Below are 24,386 nucleotides of genomic sequence, written 5' to 3'. Positions count from 1 at the left end.
TGTGGAATTCATCAGGGCGCGCCGGCAACGTTTCTGAGTTCCCGCCAGGAGCGCACGCCGGCCGTCTCCTCCCATCAGAATCAGTTTCCAGGAATTGCAGCCAGCACTCGTTGCCCGCCAGCAGTCACATTGTGAGGAACGACATGAAACCGCATACACTCGCAAAGATGCTGGGCAGCATCAGCACCGTTTCGGCTTTCGCCGCCATGGCGACACCCGCCTGGGCGCAGGACCAATCGGCTGCGGAGGTAACGGAACTTCAGACCATCGTGGTGAAAGGCGAGAAAGTCGACCGCGATATCATGGACACCCCCTCTTCGGTCACCGTCCTCGGCGCCGAGGAACTGGAAGGCAAGAAAGGCGCCCTGACCATATCCGATGCCATCCGGGATGTTCCCAACGTCGCCTATACCAGCACGGTCGGCGCGCCGATCATCCGCGGTCAGGATGCCCAGGGACCCAATTTCGGATCGACGGCCTTCTTCGGCGGCACGATCCCGCGCGCCTCGATCAACCTCGATGGCCATTACCTGAACTACTACGAGTATGTTTTCGGCGGAACGTCGATCTGGGACGTCGAAGACGTCGAGGTCTTCCGCGGGCCGCAGACCACCTCCCAGGGCGCCAATGCGATCGCCGGCGCGATCATCGTCAACACGAAGGATCCGACCTTCACGCCAGAGGGCGCCCTCCAGGTCGAATACGGCAGCTACAACATGAAGCGCGCCGCCGCCATGCTGTCCGGTCCGCTGGTCCAGGACCAGCTCGCCGCCCGGGTCGCGATCGACTACTGGGGGCGCGACACGTTCATCGACTATATCAATTCCGGCTTCAACAAGGGCGACACGGACCAGAACCTGCGCACGCTCAATGCCCGCGCCAAGCTGTTGTGGGAACCCGCGGGGCTATCCGGGTTTTCCGCCAAGCTGACCTATTCGCATCTCTATAACAACCGCCCGACCTACGAGAGCGCTTCCTTTCCTTACGAGGATCTGAACAACGCCACGACATCCATGCCGAGCTGGGAGCAGGACACCGACACGGGTATCCTCGACATTCACTACGAGTTCGACAACGGCCTGAAGCTCCACAATCAGAGCCAGTACTCGAAAATCCATGTCGACCGGGTGGCGTCGCCGGCGACCAACGGCTCCGCGGTGATCGACCAGCAGAACATGACCAACGAACTGCGCCTCCTCTACGGCGATACCGAGTCGCGGTTCAGCGGTGTGGCCGGGCTTTTCTTAGGCCATACGGTCTCCGACGAAACCCTCTACATCCGGGGAACATCCGACTATGACGACGAGAAAGACAACCTCGGTGTCTACATGGATGTCACCTACAAACTGACAGACCGGTGGACCCTGACCGCCGGCCAGCGTTTCCAGTACGACCACATCCAGCGCACAGGCACCTCGCCCTACGCCGCCGGCGTCAACCTCGACTATGACGAGAGTTTCGGCGCCTGGTTGCCGAAGATCTCGCTCGCCTACGACCTGACGCCCGGCGTGACCGTCGGCGCCCTGGTGAGCCGTGGCTACAATCCGGGCGGCATCAATCTCAGCTTCGCGAGCGCCGACTACATCTCGTTCGATCCGGAAACCGTCTGGAACTACGAGCTCTTCGGCCGCGCCAGGCTTCTGGATGACAAGCTGACGCTTACCGGTAACCTGTTCTACAGCGACACCAAGAATTCCCAACGGCTGCTGCCGGACTATCTGGGCACGATCCAATACGGAAGCGTCGTCTACAACGCCGATCACGCAACCACCTACGGTCTGGAACTCGGCCTGGACTATCAGGTCCTCGACAATGTGCGCCTCAAGGGCGGCGCCGGTCTGCTGCATTCGGAAATCGGCGAATTCACCAATGTGGCGACCGGAACGACGCACGAGGGCAACGAGTTCGGCGGCGCTCCGGGTTACATGCTCAGCGCCGGCGTTTCCTGGGACATCCTGCCGGAGGTCACGCTGAGCGGTGAGGTGCGCTACACGGACGGCTATTATTCGACGGACGAGAACGACCCCGATTACGAGGTCGACAGCTACGCAATCGCCAATGCCCGGCTCACCTATCAGCCGCACGAGAATTTCCAGGTCTTCGGTTACGTGAACAACATCTTCGACGAGCGCGCCGAGACGGAATATTACGACGACCGGACCCTGACCACCGGTATCGCGGCGAAGATGGTCGAGCCGCGGATATTCGGGATCGGCCTGAAGGCGACCTTCTGACGACGTAAACTGCGAAACAAGAGAAGGCCGCGGACACACCCTGTCCGCGGCCTTGTCCTTTCTACTTCCGGTCAGCGCCCAGACCAGGCCTCAAAAGCGTCGAGCGTCTTTTCCGCGCTGGCGATCGACGGCGTCGTCACTTGCGCTGAATCGAGATAAAGGATCCGGCCTTCCCGGGCGGGTTTGAGAAACCGCTCCCAGCCCGGCACGATCCGGGTCAGGGCCGCCTGAATGGCGGCTTCACCCCGCTCCTTTGCGGTAAAGGTGGACATCACGATCAGAAGGTCGGGATCGAGCCGGCCGACGATTTCCGGGCTGATCGGCACCAGCAGGGTCGAGCCGAACCCTGAAATTGCGCCCACCTTGTCCAGTTCCAGGCGCTTGTAACCCAGGTCCTCGATCGCCTGAACGGCCCCCGACATCTCGCCGACCGCGTTGACCTGATCGGTGAGGAAGAGCGCGAGATACGTCCGGCCTTCCGGGTCGAAAGGCAGTTCTGAACGGACCCGGTCCAACCGCGCCAGATAATCGGCCTTGCGTACCTGGAATTCCTCCTCCCGGCCGAGCAATCCGGCCAGGGCTTTCGTCGGGCCGAAGCCGCGCACCAGGCCCGTGCTGCTGTTTTGCAGATAGATCGGCGCGATCGCCGAAAACAGCTCGGTCTTGTCCTTGTCGTATTCCGTGCCGATGATCAGGTCGGGATTGAGCGCGCGCAGTTTCTCCAGATCGATGTTGCCGAGAACGCCGATGCCCTTCGGCATCGGGTCCGGCGCCCTCGGCCCCAGGATCACGTCGTAGAAATCCACCGCCATCAGCGTCCCGCCGTCGTCGTCGCGGCCGTAGCTGCCCACGGGCGCGAGCCCCAGATCGGCGATGGGTACGCCGAGCGCGGGCTCGTGCAGCACGACGATGCGCTGCGGATCCTCCGGAACCGTGACCGAACGTCCGGCATCGTCGGTGACCGTGCGGTCCGCGGCAAACACGGTGTTCGCGGCCAGAAGCGCCGGTATCAGAATGGACAATCGCATGGTGTTCCTCATTTTCAGTCGGTCTGCATGTTTCGAAGCGCCCTCAGGCGCAGGGAGATGATGAACAACGGGACGCCGAGCAGGGTCAGGCTCAGGCCGATCGGCAAGGCCACTTCTCCGCCCAGACCCCGCGTCAGACTGTCAGCGCCGACAACGAGAATTCCGCCGGTCAATCCCGACAGGATCAGCCGGACACGACCCGTGGACGGAGACAGGAAGCCGGCCAGATGCGGCGCCATGACGCCGAGGAAAATCAGTGGCCCGACCGCGGTCACCGAAGCGGAGCTCAACAGCACCGCAATCACCAGGATCGCCGGCCTCGACCACCTGATCGGCTCGCCCAGCGCCAGCGCCATCTCGTTGCCCAGGTCGTAGCAACGCAGCGCCCGCCCGATCAGAAAGGCGGCGGGCAGGCTCAGCAGGAACCAGGGAGCAAGGGCCGCGATCCCCGTCCAGCTCGCCTGGAAGAGCGAACCGGCCAGCCAGTCCGACAGGGCGTAGGAGGTCTCGTTCGGCGTGTAGAGGATGAGGAGCGAGCTTATCGACGACAGGACCGTCTCGACAGCAATGCCCATCAGCAGGATCGCAAGTCCGCTGGAATGGCTGCCGCCGACCAGCCAGATCAGTAGAAACGCCACGCAAAGCCCGCCCGCAAGGGCTGCCAGCGGGATCGCTTCCTTTGGCGCATCGGGCATGAACACGATCAGCAGCATGATCATCAGCATCGAGCCCTGGCTCAATCCGAACAGCCCGGGATCAGCGAGCGGATTGCGGGCAAGGGACTGGAGCATCGCCCCGGTCATCGCCACCAGCCATCCGGCCATGAAACCGATCAGCGCCCGGGGAAGACGGACACTCCACAAGGCGAATGCCTGTTCGCCGGACAGGGATCCGCCGGTCAGAATGCCGGGCAGGTCCCAGATCCCCAGCCGGGTCGCGCCGACGCCGAGCGCGACCGCCGTCACTACGACGGCGAGCAGACCGAGAAAACCCGCCGCGCCCAGGTTGCCCAGCCTGATCTGCAGTCCGGTCTTCAGACGCAGAACCGGTTTGCCGTCGGTCGCCCGGCCCAGTCTCATGCGTGCCTCCCTACGGCCGGCGAGAGATAGTATCGCTTGACGATCAGGGCGAAGACCACGCCTCCCGCCAGATCCATGATCAGCCCGGTGTGCAGAATGAAGGGCGCGAAGGCCTGGCGCGCGACAAGATCGGCGAGCAGGCAGACAGTCGCCCCCAGAAGGGCGCTGGCAGGCAGGTTCACGCCGAACCGGGCTCCGGCGAGCGGACGCACGATATGCGGGACGACAAGGCCGACGAAGCCCACCGGCCCGCAGATCGCCACCGCCGAGCCGGCACCCAGCATGACGGCCGCGATTGCCAGCCGGGAAACCCGGACGACATTGACCCCGGCCGAAGCCGCCTTTTCATGTCCGAGCGTCATCAGCGTCAGCGGGCGCGCGAGCAGCAGCAGCCCGGCGAAGGCCAACGCTCCGATCCACCAGAACCTGTAAAGGCGCGCAGCGTAGACATGGTTGATATTCCCCGTCACCCAGCCGAGGAAATCGGTCCGCCCGGCCGGGTCGGACAGAAGAAATGCATTTGCAATGCCGATGAACAGCATCGAGATCAGCGCACCCGACAGGATCAGCGCCAGCCCGCGCGGATCCCGCGAGAGCCCGGCCAGACGCGCCACGACGAAACAGCTCAGGAAACCGAACACAGCGCCAGCAAGGGCCGCGCCCCCCTGCGCCTCGATCCCCAGATTGAACAGATAGGCGCCGGCGACGACGAAGAGCGTGGCTCCGGCGTTGATGCCCAGGGTCGACGGCGAGGCCAGCGGATTGCGCGTCAGCCCCTGCAGGACCAGCCCGCCCGAAGCCATGAGCACACCGACATAGATTGCAATCAATGCCCTGGGCAGACGCTGATAGAGAACGATGTAGTGGTCGTAGTTCTCCGGATCGAACCGGAACAGGGCACCGGCCACCTCCGCGGGTCCGATGGACGTGGCCCCGGTCGACAGGTTGAAATAGAGGCTAGCGAGCAGGACGAGAAAGGCGACCGCCAGGATGGAAAAGCGTCCCCTCATGCGGTTACCGCCGGCGCGCCGGAGATCCGCGGCACGCAGATGAGGCGCCCGGACCGGTCGAAGATGTCGGTTTCAAGCCCGAAGACGTCCCTGACATTGTCCGTATTGACCGTTTCGCTCACCGGTCCGGCCGCAACGACCCGTCCGTCTAGGAGCATCACAACGTCGTCGGCGAAGGCGGTCGTCAGATTGAGATCGTGCAGAACCGTGACGACGGTCTTGCCGAGCCGCCGGGTGAGGCCCTGCACCAGTTCCAGAACCGCGTATTGATATTTGACATCGAGATGGTTCACCGGCTCGTCCATCAGGATGATCTCCGCATCCTGCGCGAGCACCATCGCGATCCAGGCCCGTTGCCGCTGGCCGCCGGACAACGCGTTAACCGGCCTGCGCGCCATGCCGGAAAGGCCGACGATCTCCAGCGCCTCGCTAAACAGCTGCCGGTCCCGCGCCGACGGGCCACCGATCAGGGAATAGCGCGCATATCCGGCCAGTTCGATCAGTTCGCCCAGCGTCATGTAGTCGGGGCAATGGTTTTCCTGCGGCAGATAGGCGATACGCCTCGCGAGGGCCCGGCGTCCGATGCCCTGGACCGACTGCCCGTCCAGCGTGATCCTGCCCCCGGTAATCGGCATGAATCCCATGACGGCCTTGAGGAAGGTCGATTTGCCGCAACCGTTGGGACCCACCAGTGCCGTCAGCCGGCGGCGGTCAAACCGGACGGATAATCCCTCCAAAACCGGGACCTGGCCATAAGAGGCCGCAATGTCTGTCGCTTCGAGCACCCTGTGCACTCCACAGATTCCACGTTTGCGCGGAACCTAAACTAGAGTATTACAGTCAGCAATTCGAAAAATGAAACGCATTCCACAATGCGGAGAGCAAAATCCATTGCATCAGCGAATTCCGCGCCGAAAGGAGCGTCTGCATGACGAAACGAAACAAGCTGCACATCGGGATGTCTCTGGCGCCCACATGGCTCAACGGCGATGCCTGGCGGCGCCCGGACAGCGACATCGAAGGTATCTTCGGCACGGACTTTTATGTCGACATTGCGAAGCGATCCGAGGCGGCAAAGCTCGACTTCGTGTTCCGTCCGGACAGCCTGTTTCTCAACGCGGCAGTGCTGGAGGACGGACCGGGTTTTTCAGCGCTCGACCCGACGATCCTACTGGCGGCCATCGCGCGCGAGACTTCCCGGATCGGCCTGCTGTCGACCGTTTCGACGACCTTCTATCCGCCCTATGTCATCGCCCGGCAAATCCAGTCCCTCAACTGGATCAGCAACGGGCGGGCGGGCTGGAACATCGTTACCGCCCTTGACGGCAACGAGAACTTCGGGCTCCCCGCCATGCCTTCTCCCCAGGAGCGTTATGACCGAGCCGCGGAATTCGCCGGGGTCGTGCGCCGGCTCTGGGACAGCTATCCAAACGAGGCCCTGAGAGTCGACCGGGCCAGCGGGCGGTACGCGGATCCGTCCCTTATCCGGCCGATCGATCACGAGGGACCTCATTTCAGCGTCAAGGGTCCGCTGAACCTGCCCGCTTGCGGCCGAACCCGGATCCCGCTCATTCAGGCGGGCGCCTCCCCCGCGGGCCGCAATTTTGCCGCGTCCATCGCCGATGCGATCTTCGCGTCCACGCCGGACCGGGACGCGGCGACCGAATTGCGCAAGGACCTGCGCGAGCGCGCCGTTGGGCACGGCCGCAAGGCGGATGATATTCGTGTCCTGCCGGGTCTCAGCCTTTATCTGGCGGGCAGCCGGGAGGAAGCTCGGGACCTGTTCGCCGAGACCCACGCCCGTGTGGACCGGGCCCGCAAGATCACTTCGATCCGCGACATGACCGGACTGGACCTTACCGAGTGGGAGGACGACAGGGCCGTGACCGGAGCCGATCTGCCGGAACCGCCGCAGAAGGTCCGCAGCCGAACCCATTCAGACCTTCTCCGACGCCTGATCCTGCGCGAGGAGCCCAGACTGGCGGACTTGCTGATGCGTCCGGAAGTCATCGGCTCCGCCCATTGGCAGCTGATCGGCACGGTGGACGACGCCGTCGCGGAAATCCGCGCCTGGGCCGAAGCCGGCGCTATGGATGGCTTCATTGCCGTGCCCGGCGGATCGGTCGACTGCATGCGGCTGGTGCTGGAGCAACTTGTGCCGGCACTGGCGGAGGAGGGCCTGTTCCGCCAGGATTATGCGGGTACGACCTTTCTCGACCACCTCACGGAGTAACCTGCCCGTTTTCGCCCGGGCAGGATGCGATTAGCCGTGGATCATTTCCCGGTTTTTCTGCCGGGACCTACCGCCTTTCGCATTTTGCAAGATATTATCGATTGGTTAATGACTGTCCCAGTATGACTTGGACCAACCCGATCATACGATAAGTCCGACGGTGAACAGAGATTGAAAGCAGTTAGGGTTGCCGCCTTCGGCCGGGGTACTCCGGACCACCTGTTCGCCCGGGACTTCTCGGCGAGGCAGTGATGAACTTTGTCGCTCCAACAAGCTTTCCGGATACGCTCGGGTCCAACGCGCTGAAAGGCGTGAAGGTGCTCCTGATCAACATGCCCATTCGTGAGCAGGCGCGGCCGAACAATCCGCCGGTGGGCCCCGCGCTGCTGGCAGGGCGCCTGCGCGCATACGGCGCCGAACCCAATATCGTCGATTTGAATATCTACCGTATCCAGGACGAGGAAGCGGCACGGCGCGGGTTGGAGTCCGGCCGCTCGCTGACCTTCGCGGAAGCCCGCGCGCTGCTGTCGCGCACCCTGGACAAGATCGGCCCACAGCATGTGATCGGCCTGTCCGGCCTGATCACCACATTGCCGTGGCAGACGGAAGTGGCGAAGATCATCCGGGATCTGGATCCGGACGCCATGCTGGTCAGCGGCGGCGGCCTTGCGACCCAGTTCCGTACCACCCTCTTGGACTGGATACCGGAACTCGACGCGGTATCCCACAGCGAGGGCGACGACGTCATCCTGAAGATGGCGCTCGATGCCAAGACGATCCGCGACCTCGGCTTCGACCGCGCCGAGAAATCCGGACGGCTGGCGCCCTATTTTCACGACACCAAGAACGGGCGCCCGCGGTTCTTCTATCAGGGCTTCCGGACGGCGGATCTCGATGCCCTGCCCTGGCCGGCCTATGACCTTCTACAGGAAGACGTCGACGGATTTCCGGTGCTGGAGACCTATCTGAACACGCCCGTTTGGGGCGGGTCGGCAAAGAACAGTTCCGCGACCAGCTTCGACATGCCGCGCAGCATCTCCACCATTTCCAGCCGCGGCTGTCCGTTTGCCTGCAAGTTCTGCTTCCGCGGCGGACAGGGCGAGCGCAATTACGGTGTGCGCAGCGCGCAGAACATCGCCGACGAGTTCCTGCACTACCGGGACTGCTACGGCGTGGAGTTCATCGCGCTTCTGGACGACAATTTCATGGTGAGCCCGAAGCGGATCACCGAGTTGGCCGACATCCTGGAGCCCTATGCCCGCGACGGCAAGCTGCAGTGGGGAACCCATGGCCGGCTGGACGAGGCCGCCGATCTGCGCCCGGACCGCAACGGCGGTTACAAGAAGGCGGATGTGCGCCGGGTCGACGAAATGGCCCGCGCCGGCTGTGTCTATATCGGCTTCGGCGCGGAATCCGCCGCTGCGAGGACGCTGGATGCCATGGGCAAGGGCGGATTCATGCTGTCCAACGGCATTACCAAAATCAACGGCTACGAATTCCCGCTGACCATGGTGGAAGGCATCCGCAACACCTATGCGTCGGGCATTCACGGCAACTGTACCTGGATCATGGGTTATCCGGGCGAAACGCTCGCCGATCTCCAGACCAGCGTCGCCTTCATCCGCTGGCAGGAGGAGGAAATCTCCAAAGGCCTGACGCCGGGATCGGACGAGCACAAGCGCGCGCTTGCCTCGATCAACAAGGCGCTGTTCACCGCGACTGCCTATCCGGGCACCGAAATGTTCCAGGCGCCGAAGGTGATGGAATCGCTCGGTGAGGTGTTCGGCCTGACCTTCGATGCGAAGACGAAGCAGCCGGTGCCGGACGAGAACTACCGCAAATACGTGCTGGAGCTGAACGACGCGAGCAAGATGATCGCCAACAGCGACGGCCGCCCCCTGAATTACAGCGACATGCCAGACGATCAGTTTGTAGAGGTTCGGTCGATGCTGGATGCCGGAAAACTGGACGAAGTGCTGGGCCTCTGATGAAGAAGAATATCGTCGCCATGATTCCGGCCCGGTCGGGGAGCCAGGGTCTGCCGGACAAGAACATCCAGATGCTGAACGGCATCCCGCTGGTCGCGCACAGCATCCTGCCGGCCCTCGATTGCCCGGATATTTCCGCCACCTATCTGAACAGCGACAGCCAGCAGTATCTGAACATCGGCGCCTCCTTCGGCGCGCAGACCTACTATCGGCCGGACACGCTCGCCTGCAACGTCTCGACCATGCAGGCGGTCATCGCGGATTTCATCGAAGCCCTGCGGACGATGGGCGAACAGGTGGATGCTGTTCTGGTGCTCTACCCGACCTATCCGTTCCGCACCGCCAAGCAGCTTTCGGACATCATCGCCTGTTACAACGCGGCAGAGGATTGCAGCAGCGTGGTCGGTTTCAAGACGCCGGACACCCATCCGTTCCTGTGCGCCAACCTGTCGGACGACGGCGAGATCTCGTCTTATGTGGACTACGATCCGAACCGGTATTACCGGCGCCAGGACTATCCGACCTGCTTCGAGTTCACCGCCTGGGCGATGATCGTCGATGCGGATCGCATCGATGAGCTCAACGCCTATCTGATCGGCCCGGGCTCCCGCGGCTTCCGCGTGCCGGACGACGTCAAGGTGGTCGACATCGACACAATCCACGACTTTCACTACGCGGAGTTCCTGGTGGAAAAGGGCTACGTCAAGGCCTACGGCGGTCCATCCTTCGCCGGCCGCCCGCTGAGGGTGAAGACCGGCTGATCATTCCACCAGATTGAGATCCGCCATCATGTCGGCGGCGGTGGCCTGGAGCGCTTCGCTCAGTTCCGTCGGTTCCATGCCGTCCGGAAGGCGCAGATCGGCGGTGGCCTTAAACAGCCGTTCGCCGGACATGGAGCCGGCTACGACGGCGGTTTCCAGGTGTTCGATACTTACGCCGTGGCGGGTCAGGACACGGGTGATCTGGCGCAGGATGCCGGGATGGTCCTGGGAAACCAGATCCAGATGGGCGGCCTTGCCAGTGGGGTCCTCGTTGTTGTGCACATCCGAGCGCAGGGTGATGGCGATGCCGTCCGTCAGCAGGCTGTCGAAATGGGCATGCAGATTGTCGATCGCATCATCCTGGATCTCGACGCTGACGATCCCGGCGAATTCGCCGCCAAGACGCGCCATCGAGCTTTCCACCCAGTTTCCGCCGGCCTGCTCGATGGCATCCGCAAGACGCTCGACCAGGCCCGGACGATCCTGCGCGATCACAGTAAAAACCAGATGGTTCAGCATGGATGTTCCTTTTCACGAGTTCGGGCGCAATACCGTCGCAGCGTCCGGATACACTACTAGATTACCAAAATCCCTGACAGACAATGAAAGGTTGTCAATCTTTTGGCGCTGAAAGATCGAAGGCCGGATCCACCGGGACCTGCATGGCGGTGACCAGATGGTTGGTCTTTCCGGCCAACGAGACGATCTTCAGCAGTTCCGCATATTGGGCGTCGGTCATGCCCTTGGCCCGGGCGCTCGCGGTGTGCGAATGCACGCAATAGGAACAGGCATTGGCGATAGACACCGCGACATAGATCATTTCCTGGGTCATGGGATCGAGTTCCCCGGGCACGGCCATGACGCCCTTGACCTCTTCCCAGGTCGCCTTCAGGAGCGGCCCGTCCACGGCGATCGCCCGCCAGAAATTGTTGATGAAATCGGTTTTCCGGGTCTTGCGGATATCGGCGAAGACCTCGGCGACGAGACCGCTCGCTTCTTCGTCTGACACGAGTTTGACGGTGGACATGGACGTCTCCTCTGGCTTTCAAATCGGTTGTCCCATTCCATCCCCCCGGCCGTCGCGGCGCAAGTCCCATGGTGCCGCAGTCTGTCCTCTTTGGCTTTCCGCCGGACATCGGCCGGTCAGGACGCTCTCATACTTTTTCCTGTCGGATTGACGCTTGATCCGGAAACCGCGCTCCACTAGCTTGGCCGCCACTGGACGGCGTCCCCCCGAGGGACTGAAAGCGATTCCGGTGACGGTTGACCCATATCGGGGACCCAGTCCGGAGCTGTCGACGTTGATGCCCTGCCTGCTCTCACGGAGCGGGGCGGTGTGTATTTGGCGCCCGCTTTCTCCCCCTCGCCGGACGCCAGCAAAAGATCACGGCCGTGCAGACCACCGTGACCACGACGAGGGAGACTTTCCAATGCTGAAGAGTGCCGAGGCCGCCCGATGAGTGAAAAACTCGGACTGATGATCTGCGGCCATGGCAGCCGCAACAAGGGCGCCGTCGGGCAGTTCGCGAAGCTCGCGGAAGCTTTGAAGAAGCGCTTTCCCGACTGGCCGGTGGAATACGGCTACCTGGAATTCGCCAACCCGGTGATCAAGGACGGGCTTGACCGCCTGCGCGCCGAGGGCTGCACCCATGTGCTTGCCGTGCCGGGGATGCTGTTTGCCGCCGGCCACGCCAAGAACGATATTCCCTCCGTGCTCAACACCTATCAGGCGCAGCACCCGGAGATGAAGATCACCTACGGCCGCGAACTTGCCGTCGATACGCGCATGGTGCGCGCAGCCGGCGACCGCATCCGCGAGGCGCTGGCAGCAGCCGGCGGCGACGTGGCGATGCATGACACGCTGCTGATGGTGGTCGGCCGCGGCGCCTCAGATCCGGACGCCAACTCCAACGTCACCAAGATCACCCGACTGCTTTGGGAAGGCATGGGCTTCGGCTGGGCGGAGACCGCTTATTCCGGCGTGACTTTTCCGCTGACCGGGCCAGGGCTCGAACATGCCGCGAAGCTCGGCTACAAGCGCATCGTCGTCTTCCCGTATTTCCTGTTCACCGGTGTTCTGGTGCAGCGGATCTATTCCACGACAGACGAAGTCGCGGCCAGACATCCTGACATCGAGTTCATCAAGGCCGGTTATCTGAACGACCACCCACAGGTGATCGACACCATGGCCGACCGCGTGCAGGAAATCCTGCAGGGCGCCAACGTGATGAACTGCCAGATGTGCAAGTACCGCGAACAGGTGCTCGGCTTCGAGGCCGAGATCGGCCTGGCGCAGGAAAGCCATCACCATCACGTGGAGGGCCTGGGCGCGGAAGCCGAATGCCAGCTGTGCGAGGAATTCTGCACCGGCGCCTGCGAGGAAAAGGTCCGGGCTGCCGCCCATCATCACCATCATGATGACGGCCACCACCATCATGACCATGATCACGCGCATGGGCATGACCACCACGGGCATGGTCATAGTCATGATCACGGGCATTCCCACAACCACCATCATGACCACGATCACGGGCATGACCACGGGCACGGGCATGACCACCATCATCACCCCTACCCGCATGCGGACCATCCGCTCGGGCCGAAATCGATGGAACGAAAAGGGTGAGCGAAACGGTGCCTTCCGGTCCGCTCTATACTTATGAGCACGACCCTTTGGCGATCTACCGGCAGTCGTTCGCGACCGTGCGCGCGGAGGCAGCGCTCGACCTTCTGCCCGCGGAGATGGAACCGGTTGCGATCCGGCTGATCCATGCCTGCGGCATGACGGATATCGTCAAGGACCTGATGTTCTCCGACGGTGCCGTCCGGGCGGGCCGGGACGCCCTGGCTCGGGGTGCGCCCGTCTTCACCGACGTGGAAATGGTCGCCCATGGCATCATCCGCTCCCGCCTGCCGGCCAACAACGACGTGCTGTGCACCTTGAACGATGCGCGCGCGCCTGCCCTTGCCAAAGACCTTGGAACGACCCGGTCTGCGGCCGCGGTTGAGCTGTGGCGGGACCGGCTCGAAGGGGCCGTGGTTGCCATCGGCAATGCGCCGACGGCGCTGTTTCACCTGCTGGAGATGATTGCCACCGGCGGGCCGAAACCGGCCGTCATCCTCGGCTTTCCTGTCGGCTTCGTTGGCGCTGCGGAATCCAAGCAGGCGCTTGCCGAAAACCCGTTCGGCCTTTCCTACATCGCGTTGAACGGCCGGCGCGGCGGCTCGGCCATGGCGGCGGCCGCGGTCAATGCGCTTGCCGCCGGCCTGCCGGAGGAGACCGCCGGTGGCTGACGACGACAAAAAACACGAACTGAAGTCCTCGGCGAAGAAGCCGCAGCTGCGCTCCTACGGATTTCTGTCCCATGGCGGCAACCCGGCGCCGGAGGACAAGGATGAGGGCAAGCCGGCCCGCTCACGCGGCATGCTCTCTCACTGCGCCGTCAACGAACGCACGCCCCGGGAACTGGACCCGCCGAAGCCGCGTCGCCCCTACCGGCGGAAAGACAAATGACGACACGCTGGCTCACCCTGATCGGCATCGGCGAGGATGGCTTTGTTTCCGAAGCTGCGCGGCAGGTTCTCGCAGAAGCGGAGGTCGTCTACGGCAGCGCTCGGCATTTCGAACTGGTTGACTGCATAGACGGCAAACAAAAGACATGGCCGAGCCCGTTTTCGGGGGTCTATGATGAGTTGAATGCCCTGCGTGGCAAACCGGTCACCGTGCTCGCCACTGGCGATCCGCAGTGGTACGGTATCGGCTCGACGCTTGCCCGCACCTTCGCTCCGGACGAGATCCGTGTCCTGCCCGCGCCGTCGGCGTTCCAGCTGGCCGCCGCCCGCCTGGGCTGGGCGCTGCAGGATGTGGAGACGATTTCGCTGCACGGCCGGCCCGTCGAAACCCTGAGCGGTTTCCTCTATCCGGGCGCGAAAATCCTTGCGCTGACCAGCAATGGCGAAACTCCGGAAACCGTCGCGAACCTTCTCACCGCGCAGGGCTACGGCCAGTCCCGCGTGACCGTTCTGGAACATATGGGCGGCGATAAGGAGCGCGTCGTCTCCGGCCATGCCGACGGTTGGGACCAGGCAGTTGCCGATTTCAATACGCTGGCGCTCGAGATTACCGCCGATCCGGGCACTGCCTTCCGGCCCCGCGTTCCGGGCCTCGCCGATGACGCCTTCGTGCACGACGGCAAGATGACCAAACGCGAGGTCCGCGCGGTCACGCTTGCCCAACTCATGCCTCATCCGGGCGCGCTGTTGTGGGACATCGGCCTCGGCTGCGGTTCCATTGCGATTGAATGGATGCGCTCTGCCCGCGGTGCCCGGGCGATCGGCCTGGAGCCGAACGCGGACCGGCGTGGGCTGGCTTCCGAGAATGCGCTCGCGCTCGGCGTTCCCGGTCTCGATATCCGCGACGCAACCGCACCGGACGGCCTGAATGGCTTGCCGTCGCCGGATGCGATCTTCATCGGCGGCGGGCTGACGGCGGACAGCATCGTCGATGCCTGTCATGACGCACTCAAGCCCGGCGGACGGCTCGTCGCCAATGCGGTGACGCTGGAGGGCGAGACCGTGTTGCTAGATGCCCATCGGCGCTTCGGCGGCGGGCTCACCCGGATTTCCGTGGAGCGGGCCGGCGCCGTCGGCGGGCTCACCGGCTGGCGGCCGCTGATGCCTGTTACTCAATGGCACCTGATCAAGGAAGCTGACTGACACCATGACAGGAACTCTTTACGGGGTCGGGCTCGGCCCCGGCGACCCGGAACTGCTGACGCTGAAGGCCCACCGGCTGATCTCGACGGCGAAGGTGATTTCCTATCCCGCACCGGATACCGGCCCGAGCTTCGCCCGCGCCATTGCCGCCGGCTATTTTCCGGACGATGTCCGGGAAATTCCGGTCGTGATCCCGATGCGCGAGAGCCGGTTTCCGGCAAAGGAAATCTACGACCGGGCAGCGGACGAAATCGCCGACGTGCTCGACACCGGCACCAATGTCGTCACCCTGTGCGAGGGCGATCCGTTCTTCTACGGCTCCTACATGTATGTGTTCGAACGGCTGTCGGCGCGTTACCCGACGGTGATCGTTCCGGGCGTGACCTCGCTGACGGCCTGCGCGGCGGCGCTCAGGCGTCCGCTAACGAGCCGCACCGACGTCCTCACCGTGATCCCGGGCACCTTGCCCGACGACGACATCCGCGCCCGGATCGACAGCGCCCAGTCGATCGCCATCATGAAGGTCGGCCGCCATGTCGGCCGTCTCAAGGCCCTGCTCGACGACCTCGGCCTGACCGCACAGGCCGGCTATGTGGAGCGCGCCAGCCTCGACGAACAGAAGGTGCTGCCGCTTGCCGAGTTCACCGGCGACAAGGCGCCTTATTTTTCCATGATCCTCATTTACAAGGGAGACGAAGCGTGGACGCTTCCCCCATCATCCTCGTCCTGAATTCCGCAGGTCTTGAAACCGCGAAGCGCATCGAAGCCGGCCTTCCCGGTTCCGCGATCCACGGCCTTGCCGGCCGGATCCGCGAGGCGGATACGCTGTTCAGCGAGACCATCGCCCATATCCGCATGCTGTTTTCCGCAGGGCATCCGATTGTTGGTGTGTGCGCCAGCGGCATCCTGATCCGCGCGCTGGCGCCGCTTCTCTCCGACAAACGCGCGGAGCCGCCTGTGCTTGCGGTTTCCGAAGACGGCAAAAGCGTCGTGCCGCTTCTCGGTGGCCACCACGGCGCAAATGACCTGGCGCGCCGGATCGCGGGGCATCTTGACGGCCATGCGGCGGTGACGACGGCTGGAGACACCGCGCTCGGGATCGCGCTGGACGCCCCGCCGAAAGGCTGGAAGATCGCCAACCCGGAAGACGCCAAGCCGGTGATGGCGGAACTGCTATCCGGAGCCGCCGTTCGCATCGAAGGCAAGCCCGACTGGCTGGAACAGGCCGCGCTTTCGACAAGCGACGACGCAGCGATCACCCTTGCCGTGACCGAGAAACCGGAAGAGGGCTCACCGACGCGGCTGGTGTTCCACCCGCAGACCCATGTGGTCGGCGTTGGCTGCGCCAGGGGCTGTGACGCCCAGGAACTGATCGGTCTTATCGAAACCGCGCTCGCAGACGCGAACATCGCGGTGGGCAGCGTTGCCTGTGTCGCCAGTCTCGATCTCAAGGCGGACGAGCCGGCCATGACCGCGCTTGCAGAACATCTCGGAGTGCCGTTCCGGGTCTTTTCCGCAGACCGGCTGGAACAGGAAACGCCCCGGCTGAAAAATCCCTCCGATGTCGTCTTCGAGGAAGTCGGCTGTCACGGCGTCTCCGAAGGCGCCGCACTCGCAGGAGCCGGTAGCGACGCCGAACTGGTTGCCGAAAAGCAGAAGACGGCTAATGCGACCGTCGCCATTGCCCGGGCGCCGGAGCCGGTCGACCCGGACCGGGTCGGCCGTGCGCGCGGGCATCTTTCGGTCATCGGCATCGGGCCGGGGCAGGACGCATGGCGCACGCCGGAGGCGACGCGCCTGCTGGCGGAAGCGGACGAAGTCGTCGGCTACTCGCTCTACCTCGACATCGTCGCGCCCCACATCAAGGGCAAGACGCGCCACGACTTCGCGCTCGGCAAGGAAGAAGACCGGGTGCGCTTTGCCCTGGAGCGGGCCGGCGAAGGCCGCAACGTGGCGCTGGTTTGCTCGGGTGACTCGGGCATCTATGCCATGGGTGCGCTGGTCTATGAACTGCTCGACCGGGATAAGGACAACGGCGGTGTCTCCGATGCCGCAAAACGCGTCAGCCTGATCAACGGGCCGGGGATATCCGCGTTGCAGGCGGCCTCCGCCCGGATCGGTGCGCCGCTCGGCCACGATTTCTGCGCCATTTCCCTTTCCGATCTGCTCACCCCCTGGGAGGCGATCGAAAAGCGGCTCAAGGCGGCGGCCGAAGGCGACTTCGTCGTCGCCTTCTACAACCCGGTTTCCAAGCGACGCCGGTCGCAGCTTGCCTCCGCGCGCGAAATCCTGCTGGCGCACCGGCCCGCCGACACGCCGGTGGTGCTCGGCGTCAATCTCGGACGCCCGGAGGAAACGCTCCGCGTCACCACGCTCGGCGCGCTAACTGTCGACGAGGTCGACATGCTGACAACGGTTCTGGTCGGATCCTCTAACAGCCGGGCGGTCCTGCGCGGCGACGGCAGGCCTTTCGTCTATACGCCACGCGGCTACGCCAAGCGGATCGACGCGCCCAAGAACACCACAGAAGAAGAAAAAACAGGAGAAACGGCATGACGGTCTATTTCATCGGCGCGGGACCCGGCGACCCGGACCTGATCACCGTGCGCGGGTTGAAGCTGATCCAGTCCTGCCCGGTCTGCCTTTACGCCGGTTCGCTGGTGCCGGAGGAAATCGTCGCAGCGGCGCCGGACGAAGCGCGCGTGATCGACACGGCCCCGATGACGCTCGACGACATCATTGCCGAGATTGAAGCAGCCCATGCCAAGGGGGCCGACGTCGCCCGCGTTCATTCCGGCGATCCGTCGATCTATGGCGCGACCGCGGAGCAGATGCGCCGGCTGGATGCGCTCGGCATTCCTTACGAGGTCGTTCCCGGCGTGCCGGCCTTTTCAGCGGCGGCCGCCGCGCTCAAGATGGAACTCACCATCCCGGAGGTGGCGCAGACGATCATCGTCACCCGCACCTCGATGAAGTCCTCGGCCATGCCGAACAACGAGGATCTGGAGACGCTCGGCCGGAGCGGCGCGACCCTTGCCATTCACCTGTCGATCCGAAACCTGCGCGAAATCGAGCGCAAACTAGCACCGCTTTACGGACCCGACTGTCCGGTGATCGTCGCCTATCGGGTCGGCTGGCCGGACCAGGCCTTCATCCACGGAACCCTGTCGACCATTGCGGAAAAGGTGCGCAAGTCAAAGATCACCCGCACCGCGCTGATCTTCGTCGGCCACGCCTTGAAGCCCGCTCAGGACTTCCGCGATTCCGCCCTGTACGACGCCGATCACGTGCATGTGCTGCGGCCGAAAAAGAAAGCCGCATCGAAGGACTGAACGGACCCACAGCTGTCCGGTTTAATGTTGGGCTTCTCATATATCTCATTCGAAAGATTGAAGAATTTCAGATCGTTCGGCATAGAGACACGCGATGGCCTCCCCACTTGTCATCCCGGTTTGGCGCGGTAGCGGCAAGACCGGGATCCATATGTGGACGGCCCCGTGGTTGCAAGGTTGAAGTTGGCAGGTGTTCCGGATCGCTTGCGGTCATATGTACGGCCTGCTTTGCGGCCGTTTTGCCGCTGGCCAAGATGGGTTCCGCAGCGGATGGGGTCCAAACAGTACAGCGATATCGGCCTTGAAGCCGCCACTGGATCCCACGGTATTTCCCATCCGCCTCGGTTCGACCGAACACACCTTCTCATCTTCCCTCGCAAGTTCCTCTGTCGCGCCAGCCTGTCTTTGGCCGGGGCAAGTGTTTTGTCTATCGTCAGGCGAGTCCCGGTTGCTCCTTCGGTGACCGCGGGTGATAGGTTTCGCCGCTGACCATCAGCTTCCAGGCGATGCGCGCCAGCTTGTTGGCGAGCGCGACGGCAACCAGCTTGTGCGGCTTGTGACGACACAGTTTCTCCAACCAGGGCCAGGGCGTTTTGATCCTCCCCTGCCGGCACTGCAGCAGAACGGCGCTTGCGCCGGCAACCAGGGTGGCGCGCAGCATCTCGTCCCCGGCGCGGGTGATCACACCGAGCCGGTTCTTGCCTGCCGTGGAATGGTTTTTCGGCGTCAGGCCGAGCCAGGCAGAAAAATCGCGCCCCGATTTGAAGGCATGCGCGTTGCTCACCTTGATCGCCAGCAGGGTCGCACCAACCGGACCAATGCCCGGGATGCCGGACAGCCGCTGGCTGAGTTCATCGGCACGGTGAAGCTCTCGCAGTTTTGCGTTGAGATCGGCTATCTCCTTGTCCACTCGCGCGTAGTCACGAACCAGCGTTTCGAACATATCCCGTGCCATCTCCGGCAGCGTCTCGTCCGCGCGGATCCGCTCGACAAGCCGGTCAAGCTGGAACAGACCCTTCGGGGCAACCAGACCGAACTCTGCCGCAAAGCCGCGGATCGAATTGGAAAGCTGCGTACGCCGGCCAAGGAATTGCCCCCGCAGCTTCGCCAGCATCTGCGCAGCTTGCTGCTCTGGACTTTTCACCGGCACGAAGGTCCGGGCCAGCTTCGGACGGCTCATCGCCTCGCAGATCGCTTCCGCGTCCGCCGCGTCCGATTTGCTCCGCTGCACATAGGGCTTGACGTATTGCGGCGGGATCAGCGCGACCTCATGCCCCAACTTCCGTAACTCCCGAGCCCAATAATGCGAGGCTCCACAGGCCTCAAGGCCCACCTGCGCCGGAGGCAGGCCGGCAAAAAAGTCGAGAACCTGACGACGGCGAAGCTTCTTGCTCAACACCGGATGGTCCCCAGCATCCACACCATGCAATTGAAAAACAGACTTGGACGTATCCATTCCAACGCGGCTAATATTCTTCATGGACGGCTCCATCGTTTGAGATCTTTAACAACCTCATTCTGGCACATCGATGCCGTAGGGGCCGTCCACCCCAACAGTACGCCGTGTGGTCTGCGAGTGGAAAAGATAGCAGATTCAGTACGCCGTGTGGTCTGCGAGTGGAAAAGATAGCAGATTCAATAGATTACTGAATCCCAGCCTTCGCTGGGATGACAACAAAATCTCAGATCAAACGGATTGCCATATTCAGTCAAACTTAAACCGGACACCAGTGGAACGGACCATGGCACCGGCAGCGGAAACGGGAAACCCCGTTTCCGCTTGTCTGGTGCTTCGCCTTAGCGTGTGGCGTTGACGATTGCCGAAATGATCCCGGTGGTGATCGCGATCAGCACGAAGTCGTCACCGTTGCGGACCCAGCGGTACCCTTCCGGCGGCTTCTTCAGATTGTGCTGGCGGTAGTCGACCTGCGGACCCCGGGCATTCTGGGGCATCTGTCCGCCCTTCTTCTTCCAGTTCGGCTGCTGCGCTTTTGCGGCCGGCTTTTGCGACTGGGAACCCGGCTTTTTACCCGGCTGGGCCGCCTTCGGCTGGGTCTTGGATTTGGCCGGTTGCGGTGCCTGTTTCTTAGATTGTTCCTGTTTCCTCGGCTGCTCCTGCTTCTGCGGCGGCTGCTGGGGAGCACCTGCTGCAAAGCTCGACGACGCACCCAGGACACAGGCCATTGCGACAATTATTGCTGTGTGTAACCCATTGTTTTTCTGCATGTTTCTACTCCTGAAGTTTTTACCTCCCGTTCTAGTTCCCGGTTTCTGAACAGCAGGTGAATGGGGTGATATTGTGGTGCCGGGTGGCTTTGCCCCGCCTTACCACACGCATCTCGCGACGGCAGTTTGCCTGTCTCCTGTCCGATCGCTAAGGTCTGCGCTCGATCTGCAAAGGAGGATGCCGATGTCGCCGGAAAACCCCTTGCTGCTGCGCGCCATTTCGCTCGGCGGCGACAAGACCAGGATCACCGAGTTCTACGACGACTGGGCGGATACCTACGACACCGACATGATCGACACGATCGGCTATGTCGGACACGTCATCACCGCCGAGGCGCTCGCCGCACGCGTGTCCGATAGTGCAGAAATTCTCGATGCCGGCTGCGGCACCGGACTGGTCGCGGTCGAACTGAAAAAGCGCAAAGCCGGTTTGCAGATCGACGGGATCGACCTGACCCAGGGCATGCTCGATGAAGCAGCAAGGACAAAAGCCTACCGCAAACTCATCGTCGGCGACCTGATGGGAAAACTCGACCTTGCCGACAATAGCTACGACGGCATCGTCAGTGCCGGGACCTTCACCAACGGCCATGTGGGGCCCACGGGACTTGACGAGCTGATCCGTATCGCAAAGCCCGGCGCGCCGATCGTGCTCACGGTCAGAGACACTGCGTGGGAGGCAGACGGCTTCAACACCTATATCGACGATCTGAATGCAAAGGGACTGATCCGGATCCGCGAGATCAGGCACAGCCCCTATCACGGCAACGAAGGCATCTTCTGCCGGCTCTGCATTCTGGAAGCCGTTTAGACTGCAGGGATCAATTCACCGGTTTGCCGGTCAGCAGTTTCCTCAGTTCCGATGCCGGTACCGCCAGATTGGAACCGCCGTATTCCGGCAATATCGCCGACTGGATGGCGATGACGCGACCGTGGCTGTCGAGGACGGGGCCGCCGCTGCCGCCATGGGTAGTTTCTGCGTCGAAGACCAGGGCGGACGGGGTCATCTGGGCGACGATGCCGCGGCTGGCCAGCGGCTTGATATAGCCTGCCTTCGCCAATTGGGCGGATATCTGCCAGAACCCGATCTCTTTGGTTTCCTGCAGTGACTTGATGAAGGCCACGCCCGACTGGGCGAGCATGGAGCGCAGGCCGGCAGGATAGCCCATGGCGATGACATCCTCGCCGACCGCCGGCGGGGTTTCCGCGATCTCCAGCCCGGGAACGGCCGGCGCCTCGCCCTTGACCGCCAGGAGAGCAATGTCCGCGTCATCGCTTACGGCCTCCGGCACGACTTCCAACGGGTCCGGCTCGCCGGGGATATAGGCGATGAATTTCAGCATCACCGCTTCAAGGCCGACGATCGCCGCGGCTTTCGCGGCCGCATCTTTTTCCCAGGGAAAGACAACATGCCGGTTGGTCGCTATCAGACCGGATCCGGCAATGAAAAAGCCGGTTCCGACGATCTGGCGCTCCGCGACCGGCCCTGTGCCCTCAAGCGACAGCAGCGGATTGCCCGTCGGCCCGATCAGCGCTTTCCCCTCATCGTCAACGACCTGGCGCAGCAAGCGCCCCGACGCTTGATCGCGCAGGCCGAAAGCGCATTGCAAAAACACCACCGAGGAGGAAGATCGGGCCACGATATGCGCACCGGCCTGCCAGCGCTGTTCCAGTTCCTCCAGCCGCTTGACCTGAGCGGTAAACTGACGGCCGACGTCCTGGCGCAGCAGGGTCAGATCCTGCGGCCCGAGCGCCTCCTCGCGGGCGACCGCAAGGGCGGCTGCCACCGCATCGAGACGCTGCTGGCCGGCGGCCACAGTTTCTTCCAGGTCACGGATCAGACGGCTCTGCTGCCAGGCGATAACCGCGATCGCCAGGACGGCGACGACAATCATGATGCGGAACAGGACGGTCGTGCGCAGGGCCAGTTCACCGGCAAGCTGCGACAGGGCGCTCAGGGCACGACGGGGAACCGGCCGCCGGCTGACCCTGAAATAGGCCAGGGCATCCTTGAAGATATCCGGAATCGGGCGGTGAAGGGGATGCCTCTCATCAATGAGTTCGAACCGCGACAGCGGGCCGTCCTCGCCGAATTCGATCATGTCGCGGTTGGAGAGCTGCTTTTCCTGTGCCGGTGCGCGGTTGACCCAGATGGTCCCTCCGCCGCAAGGCTCCACAAGATAGGTGCCGCCAGCGCGCCGAAACCGCGCCCGGCAGGCCGATACCGGCCCGCCGTCCGGTTCGCCGACAATCCGAAATTCGCCCGTCGGCTTCAGGATCACATCATGCTGACCGAGACTGAGCCAGGACGTCCGCCCGCGCGACGGTCCCGTCAGATGATGAAGCGCGGCGATTGCCGGCGGCTCTTCCAGATCAGCGTCATCGGTCATGGTCTAGGTCTGATCCCCCCTCTCGGATCATCCCGAAAGCGGCAGGACAAGTAAACCGTCTTGTCTTTGCATAAGATTGCGGATCAGCGCAGACCGATCACATGGGCAAAAGAACCCATGACGCTTCCCGCGCGCAGGCCCATGTCGGCCACAGCCGTTCCCTCCGCGTCGGTGGCCGCAAAAAGACGCTCCGCGTTTCCTTCGCGCTGGGTGGTCGCGTAATGGAATTCATGGGCCGCGAGTTCTCGTGTCCACGGCAGATCTGAAAGGGGTGAGAGCACCCGGTAGCCGAGGTGGCGTTTTCGTTGCGCAAAGCTCGTCTCGAGCGGCAGGAGGCCGAGCATTTCGTGACGCGCACCTTGGGCATCAATTAGCCCCTCGCCCAGGGCCATGTAGCCGCCGCACTCGCCGTAGATCAGGGTGCCATCTGCGGCGGCCTCCCGCATGGCCTTGCGGAATTTGCTAGCCGCGGCAAGCGCTCCTGCATGCAGTTCCGGGTAACCGCCCGGCAGGAAGATAGCATCGGCGTCAGGATCAGGCAGTTCGTCGGCAAGCGGCGAAAAGAAGCTCACGTTCGCCCCGGCCTCACGCCATCCCGCCAGCACATGGGGATAGGAAAAGGCGAAGGCGACATCGCGGGCGATCGCGATCCGCTGGCCGAGCGGCGGCAGGACCGCAGCGGGTTCTTGGGGCCGTGCGAGCGGTGAGGCCAAACCGGCCAGCGCGTGCAGATCAATCCGTTCCGCGCAAAGAGCGGCCGCCTGATCCAGGAAACTGTCGAGATCCCCGTGTTCTTCCGCCTGTACGAGACCCAGATGGCGTTCGGGCAAAACCAGCCCGTCCATCCTCGGCAAGGCCCCGAGCACAGATATGGGGAGAGGTGCCAGCGCGTCGCGCAGCATTTTTTCGTGGCGCGGACTGCCCACCTTGTTGAGGATCACCCCGGCGACCGTGACATCGGGTCTGAACGTTCGAAAGCCATTGACCAGGGCTGCGACCGACTGGGCCTGCTTGCTGCAGTCGACCACCAGGACGACCGGCACGCCGAGGCAAGCTGAGAGATCCGCTGCCGATCCCCTGCCGTTCGCCGCCCCGTCGAAGAGCCCCATGGCGCCTTCCACGATCAGGAGATCGGCAGTTTCTGCGTGAGAACGCCCAAGTGCGCGGACCGTCTCCGGCGTCATGGCCCAGGCATCGAGATTGATACAGGTCAGGCCGCTTGCCGCCTCGTGGAATTTCGGGTCGATATAGTCCGGCCCCGATTTGGCGGAGACGATCTCCCGGCCGGCGTTTTTCAGCGCCCGAAGCAGGGCCAGGGTCACGGTGGTCTTGCCAGCTCCCGACTGGGGCGCGGCGATCAGAAGGCCTTTTGGTTTACCCTCTTGCATC

22 protein-coding genes are annotated in these 24,386 nt (G+C 63.2%); 12 read left to right on the top strand and 10 right to left on the bottom strand.

What is annotated here, in order from left to right; all coding sequences use genetic code 11:
• Positions 1-143: 143 nt before the first annotated feature.
• Positions 144-2,234, top strand: a complete 2,091-nt coding sequence (locus tag ABIN98_RS28715; protein ID WP_346915682.1) for a TonB-dependent receptor — start codon at positions 144-146, stop codon at positions 2,232-2,234.
• 71 nt (positions 2,235-2,305) lie between these two features.
• Here ABIN98_RS28715 and ABIN98_RS28710 read toward each other — a convergent pair whose 3' ends face one another.
• The 4 genes from ABIN98_RS28710 to ABIN98_RS28695 are packed head-to-tail and all read right to left on the bottom strand — an operon-like array spanning position 2,306 to position 6,145.
• Positions 2,306-3,262 (bottom strand): ABC transporter substrate-binding protein, encoded by a 957-nt coding sequence (locus ABIN98_RS28710; protein WP_346915680.1) that lies wholly within the window; start codon positions 3,260-3,262, stop codon positions 2,306-2,308.
• 14 nt (positions 3,263-3,276) lie between these two features.
• Entirely contained in the window at positions 3,277-4,341 is a 1,065-nt protein-coding gene (locus ABIN98_RS28705) for an iron ABC transporter permease (protein WP_346915678.1), read from the bottom strand.
• Complete coding sequence (locus ABIN98_RS28700) at positions 4,338-5,351, bottom strand: iron ABC transporter permease (protein ID WP_346915676.1); 1,014 nt, start codon at positions 5,349-5,351, stop codon at positions 4,338-4,340. The genes ABIN98_RS28705 and ABIN98_RS28700 overlap by 4 nt, the downstream gene beginning before the upstream one ends.
• Positions 5,348-6,145, bottom strand: coding sequence for an ABC transporter ATP-binding protein (locus ABIN98_RS28695; protein ID WP_346915674.1), 798 nt, complete (start codon positions 6,143-6,145; stop codon positions 5,348-5,350). Before ABIN98_RS28695 ends, ABIN98_RS28700 begins: the two co-directional genes overlap by 4 nt.
• Before the next feature lie 134 nt (positions 6,146-6,279).
• On the opposite strand from ABIN98_RS28695, the gene ABIN98_RS28690 reads away from it, so the two are divergent.
• The 3 genes from ABIN98_RS28690 (at position 6,280) to ABIN98_RS28680 (ending at position 10,333) form a co-directional block, all read left to right on the top strand.
• Positions 6,280-7,584 carry an NtaA/DmoA family FMN-dependent monooxygenase gene (locus tag ABIN98_RS28690; RefSeq protein ID WP_346915672.1) on the top strand — a complete coding sequence of 435 codons (1,305 nt, stop codon included), beginning with the start codon at positions 6,280-6,282 and terminating at the stop codon, positions 7,582-7,584.
• A 251-nt stretch (positions 7,585-7,835) separates the two neighbouring features.
• Positions 7,836-9,572, top strand: coding sequence for a radical SAM protein (locus ABIN98_RS28685; protein WP_346915670.1), 1,737 nt, complete (start codon positions 7,836-7,838; stop codon positions 9,570-9,572).
• Positions 9,572-10,333, top strand: coding sequence for an acylneuraminate cytidylyltransferase family protein (locus ABIN98_RS28680; protein WP_346915668.1), 762 nt, complete (start codon positions 9,572-9,574; stop codon positions 10,331-10,333). Before ABIN98_RS28685 ends, ABIN98_RS28680 begins: the two co-directional genes overlap by 1 nt.
• Here the strand turns inward: ABIN98_RS28680 and ABIN98_RS28675 are convergent, their stop codons facing one another.
• Together ABIN98_RS28675 and ABIN98_RS28670 are read right to left on the bottom strand one after the other, a co-directional pair.
• Positions 10,334-10,852, bottom strand: coding sequence for an ACT domain-containing protein (locus ABIN98_RS28675; RefSeq protein ID WP_346915666.1), 519 nt, complete (start codon positions 10,850-10,852; stop codon positions 10,334-10,336).
• A gap of 94 nt (positions 10,853-10,946) precedes the next feature.
• Positions 10,947-11,360, bottom strand: coding sequence for a carboxymuconolactone decarboxylase family protein (locus ABIN98_RS28670; RefSeq protein WP_346915664.1), 414 nt, complete (start codon positions 11,358-11,360; stop codon positions 10,947-10,949).
• 429 nt (positions 11,361-11,789) lie between these two features.
• On the opposite strand from ABIN98_RS28670, the gene ABIN98_RS28665 reads away from it, so the two are divergent.
• Genes ABIN98_RS28665 through cobM form a run of 7 tightly spaced genes read left to right on the top strand, consistent with a single transcriptional unit; the run spans position 11,790 to position 18,381 of the window.
• Positions 11,790-12,959, top strand: a complete 1,170-nt coding sequence (locus tag ABIN98_RS28665; protein WP_346915662.1) for a sirohydrochlorin chelatase — start codon at positions 11,790-11,792, stop codon at positions 12,957-12,959.
• A complete protein-coding gene (locus ABIN98_RS28660) occupies positions 12,956-13,627 on the top strand; it encodes a precorrin-8X methylmutase (protein WP_346915660.1) in 672 nt (223 codons plus the stop codon). Before ABIN98_RS28665 ends, ABIN98_RS28660 begins: the two co-directional genes overlap by 4 nt.
• Positions 13,620-13,847: a hypothetical protein gene (locus tag ABIN98_RS28655; protein ID WP_346915658.1), complete on the top strand. Its 228-nt coding sequence runs from the start codon at positions 13,620-13,622 to the stop codon at positions 13,845-13,847. Before ABIN98_RS28660 ends, ABIN98_RS28655 begins: the two co-directional genes overlap by 8 nt.
• Entirely contained in the window at positions 13,844-15,049 is a 1,206-nt protein-coding gene (cbiE, locus tag ABIN98_RS28650) for a precorrin-6y C5,15-methyltransferase (decarboxylating) subunit CbiE (RefSeq protein ID WP_346915656.1), read from the top strand. The genes ABIN98_RS28655 and cbiE overlap by 4 nt, the downstream gene beginning before the upstream one ends.
• Before the next feature lie 4 nt (positions 15,050-15,053).
• On the top strand, positions 15,054-15,779 hold the full coding sequence (cobI, locus tag ABIN98_RS28645) for a precorrin-2 C(20)-methyltransferase (RefSeq protein ID WP_346915654.1): 726 nt from the start codon (positions 15,054-15,056) through the stop codon (positions 15,777-15,779).
• Positions 15,749-17,605 carry a precorrin-3B C(17)-methyltransferase gene (gene cobJ / locus ABIN98_RS28640; RefSeq protein ID WP_346915652.1) on the top strand — a complete coding sequence of 619 codons (1,857 nt, stop codon included), beginning with the start codon at positions 15,749-15,751 and terminating at the stop codon, positions 17,603-17,605. The genes cobI and cobJ overlap by 31 nt, the downstream gene beginning before the upstream one ends.
• Positions 17,602-18,381, top strand: a complete 780-nt coding sequence (gene cobM / locus ABIN98_RS28635; protein WP_346915650.1) for a precorrin-4 C(11)-methyltransferase — start codon at positions 17,602-17,604, stop codon at positions 18,379-18,381. The genes cobJ and cobM overlap by 4 nt, the downstream gene beginning before the upstream one ends.
• Before the next feature lie 433 nt (positions 18,382-18,814).
• Here the strand turns inward: cobM and ABIN98_RS28630 are convergent, their stop codons facing one another.
• Complete coding sequence (locus ABIN98_RS28630; protein WP_346915648.1) at positions 18,815-19,861, bottom strand: IS110 family transposase; 1,047 nt, start codon at positions 19,859-19,861, stop codon at positions 18,815-18,817.
• A 317-nt stretch (positions 19,862-20,178) separates the two neighbouring features.
• A complete protein-coding gene (locus ABIN98_RS28625) occupies positions 20,179-20,607 on the bottom strand; it encodes an RcnB family protein (protein ID WP_346915646.1) in 429 nt (142 codons plus the stop codon).
• Between the two features lie 184 nt (positions 20,608-20,791).
• On the opposite strand from ABIN98_RS28625, the gene ABIN98_RS28620 reads away from it, so the two are divergent.
• Positions 20,792-21,418, top strand: a complete 627-nt coding sequence (locus tag ABIN98_RS28620) for a methyltransferase domain-containing protein (RefSeq protein WP_346915644.1) — start codon at positions 20,792-20,794, stop codon at positions 21,416-21,418.
• 10 nt (positions 21,419-21,428) lie between these two features.
• Here the strand turns inward: ABIN98_RS28620 and ABIN98_RS28615 are convergent, their stop codons facing one another.
• Both ABIN98_RS28615 and ABIN98_RS28610 read right to left on the bottom strand, forming a co-directional pair.
• Positions 21,429-22,997 (bottom strand): serine protease, encoded by a 1,569-nt coding sequence (locus ABIN98_RS28615; RefSeq protein ID WP_346915642.1) that lies wholly within the window; start codon positions 22,995-22,997, stop codon positions 21,429-21,431.
• Between the two features lie 83 nt (positions 22,998-23,080).
• Complete coding sequence (locus ABIN98_RS28610) at positions 23,081-24,385, bottom strand: cobyrinate a,c-diamide synthase (RefSeq protein WP_346915640.1); 1,305 nt, start codon at positions 24,383-24,385, stop codon at positions 23,081-23,083.
• Position 24,386 lies beyond the last annotated feature (1 nt).

The sequence above is a fragment of the uncultured Roseibium sp. genome (genome assembly GCF_963675095.2).
In the GTDB taxonomy this organism is placed as follows: Bacteria; Pseudomonadota; Alphaproteobacteria; order Rhizobiales; family Stappiaceae; genus Roseibium.
Note: the sequence above shows the minus strand (reverse complement) of the source record. Positions and strands in the feature narration are given on the sequence as shown.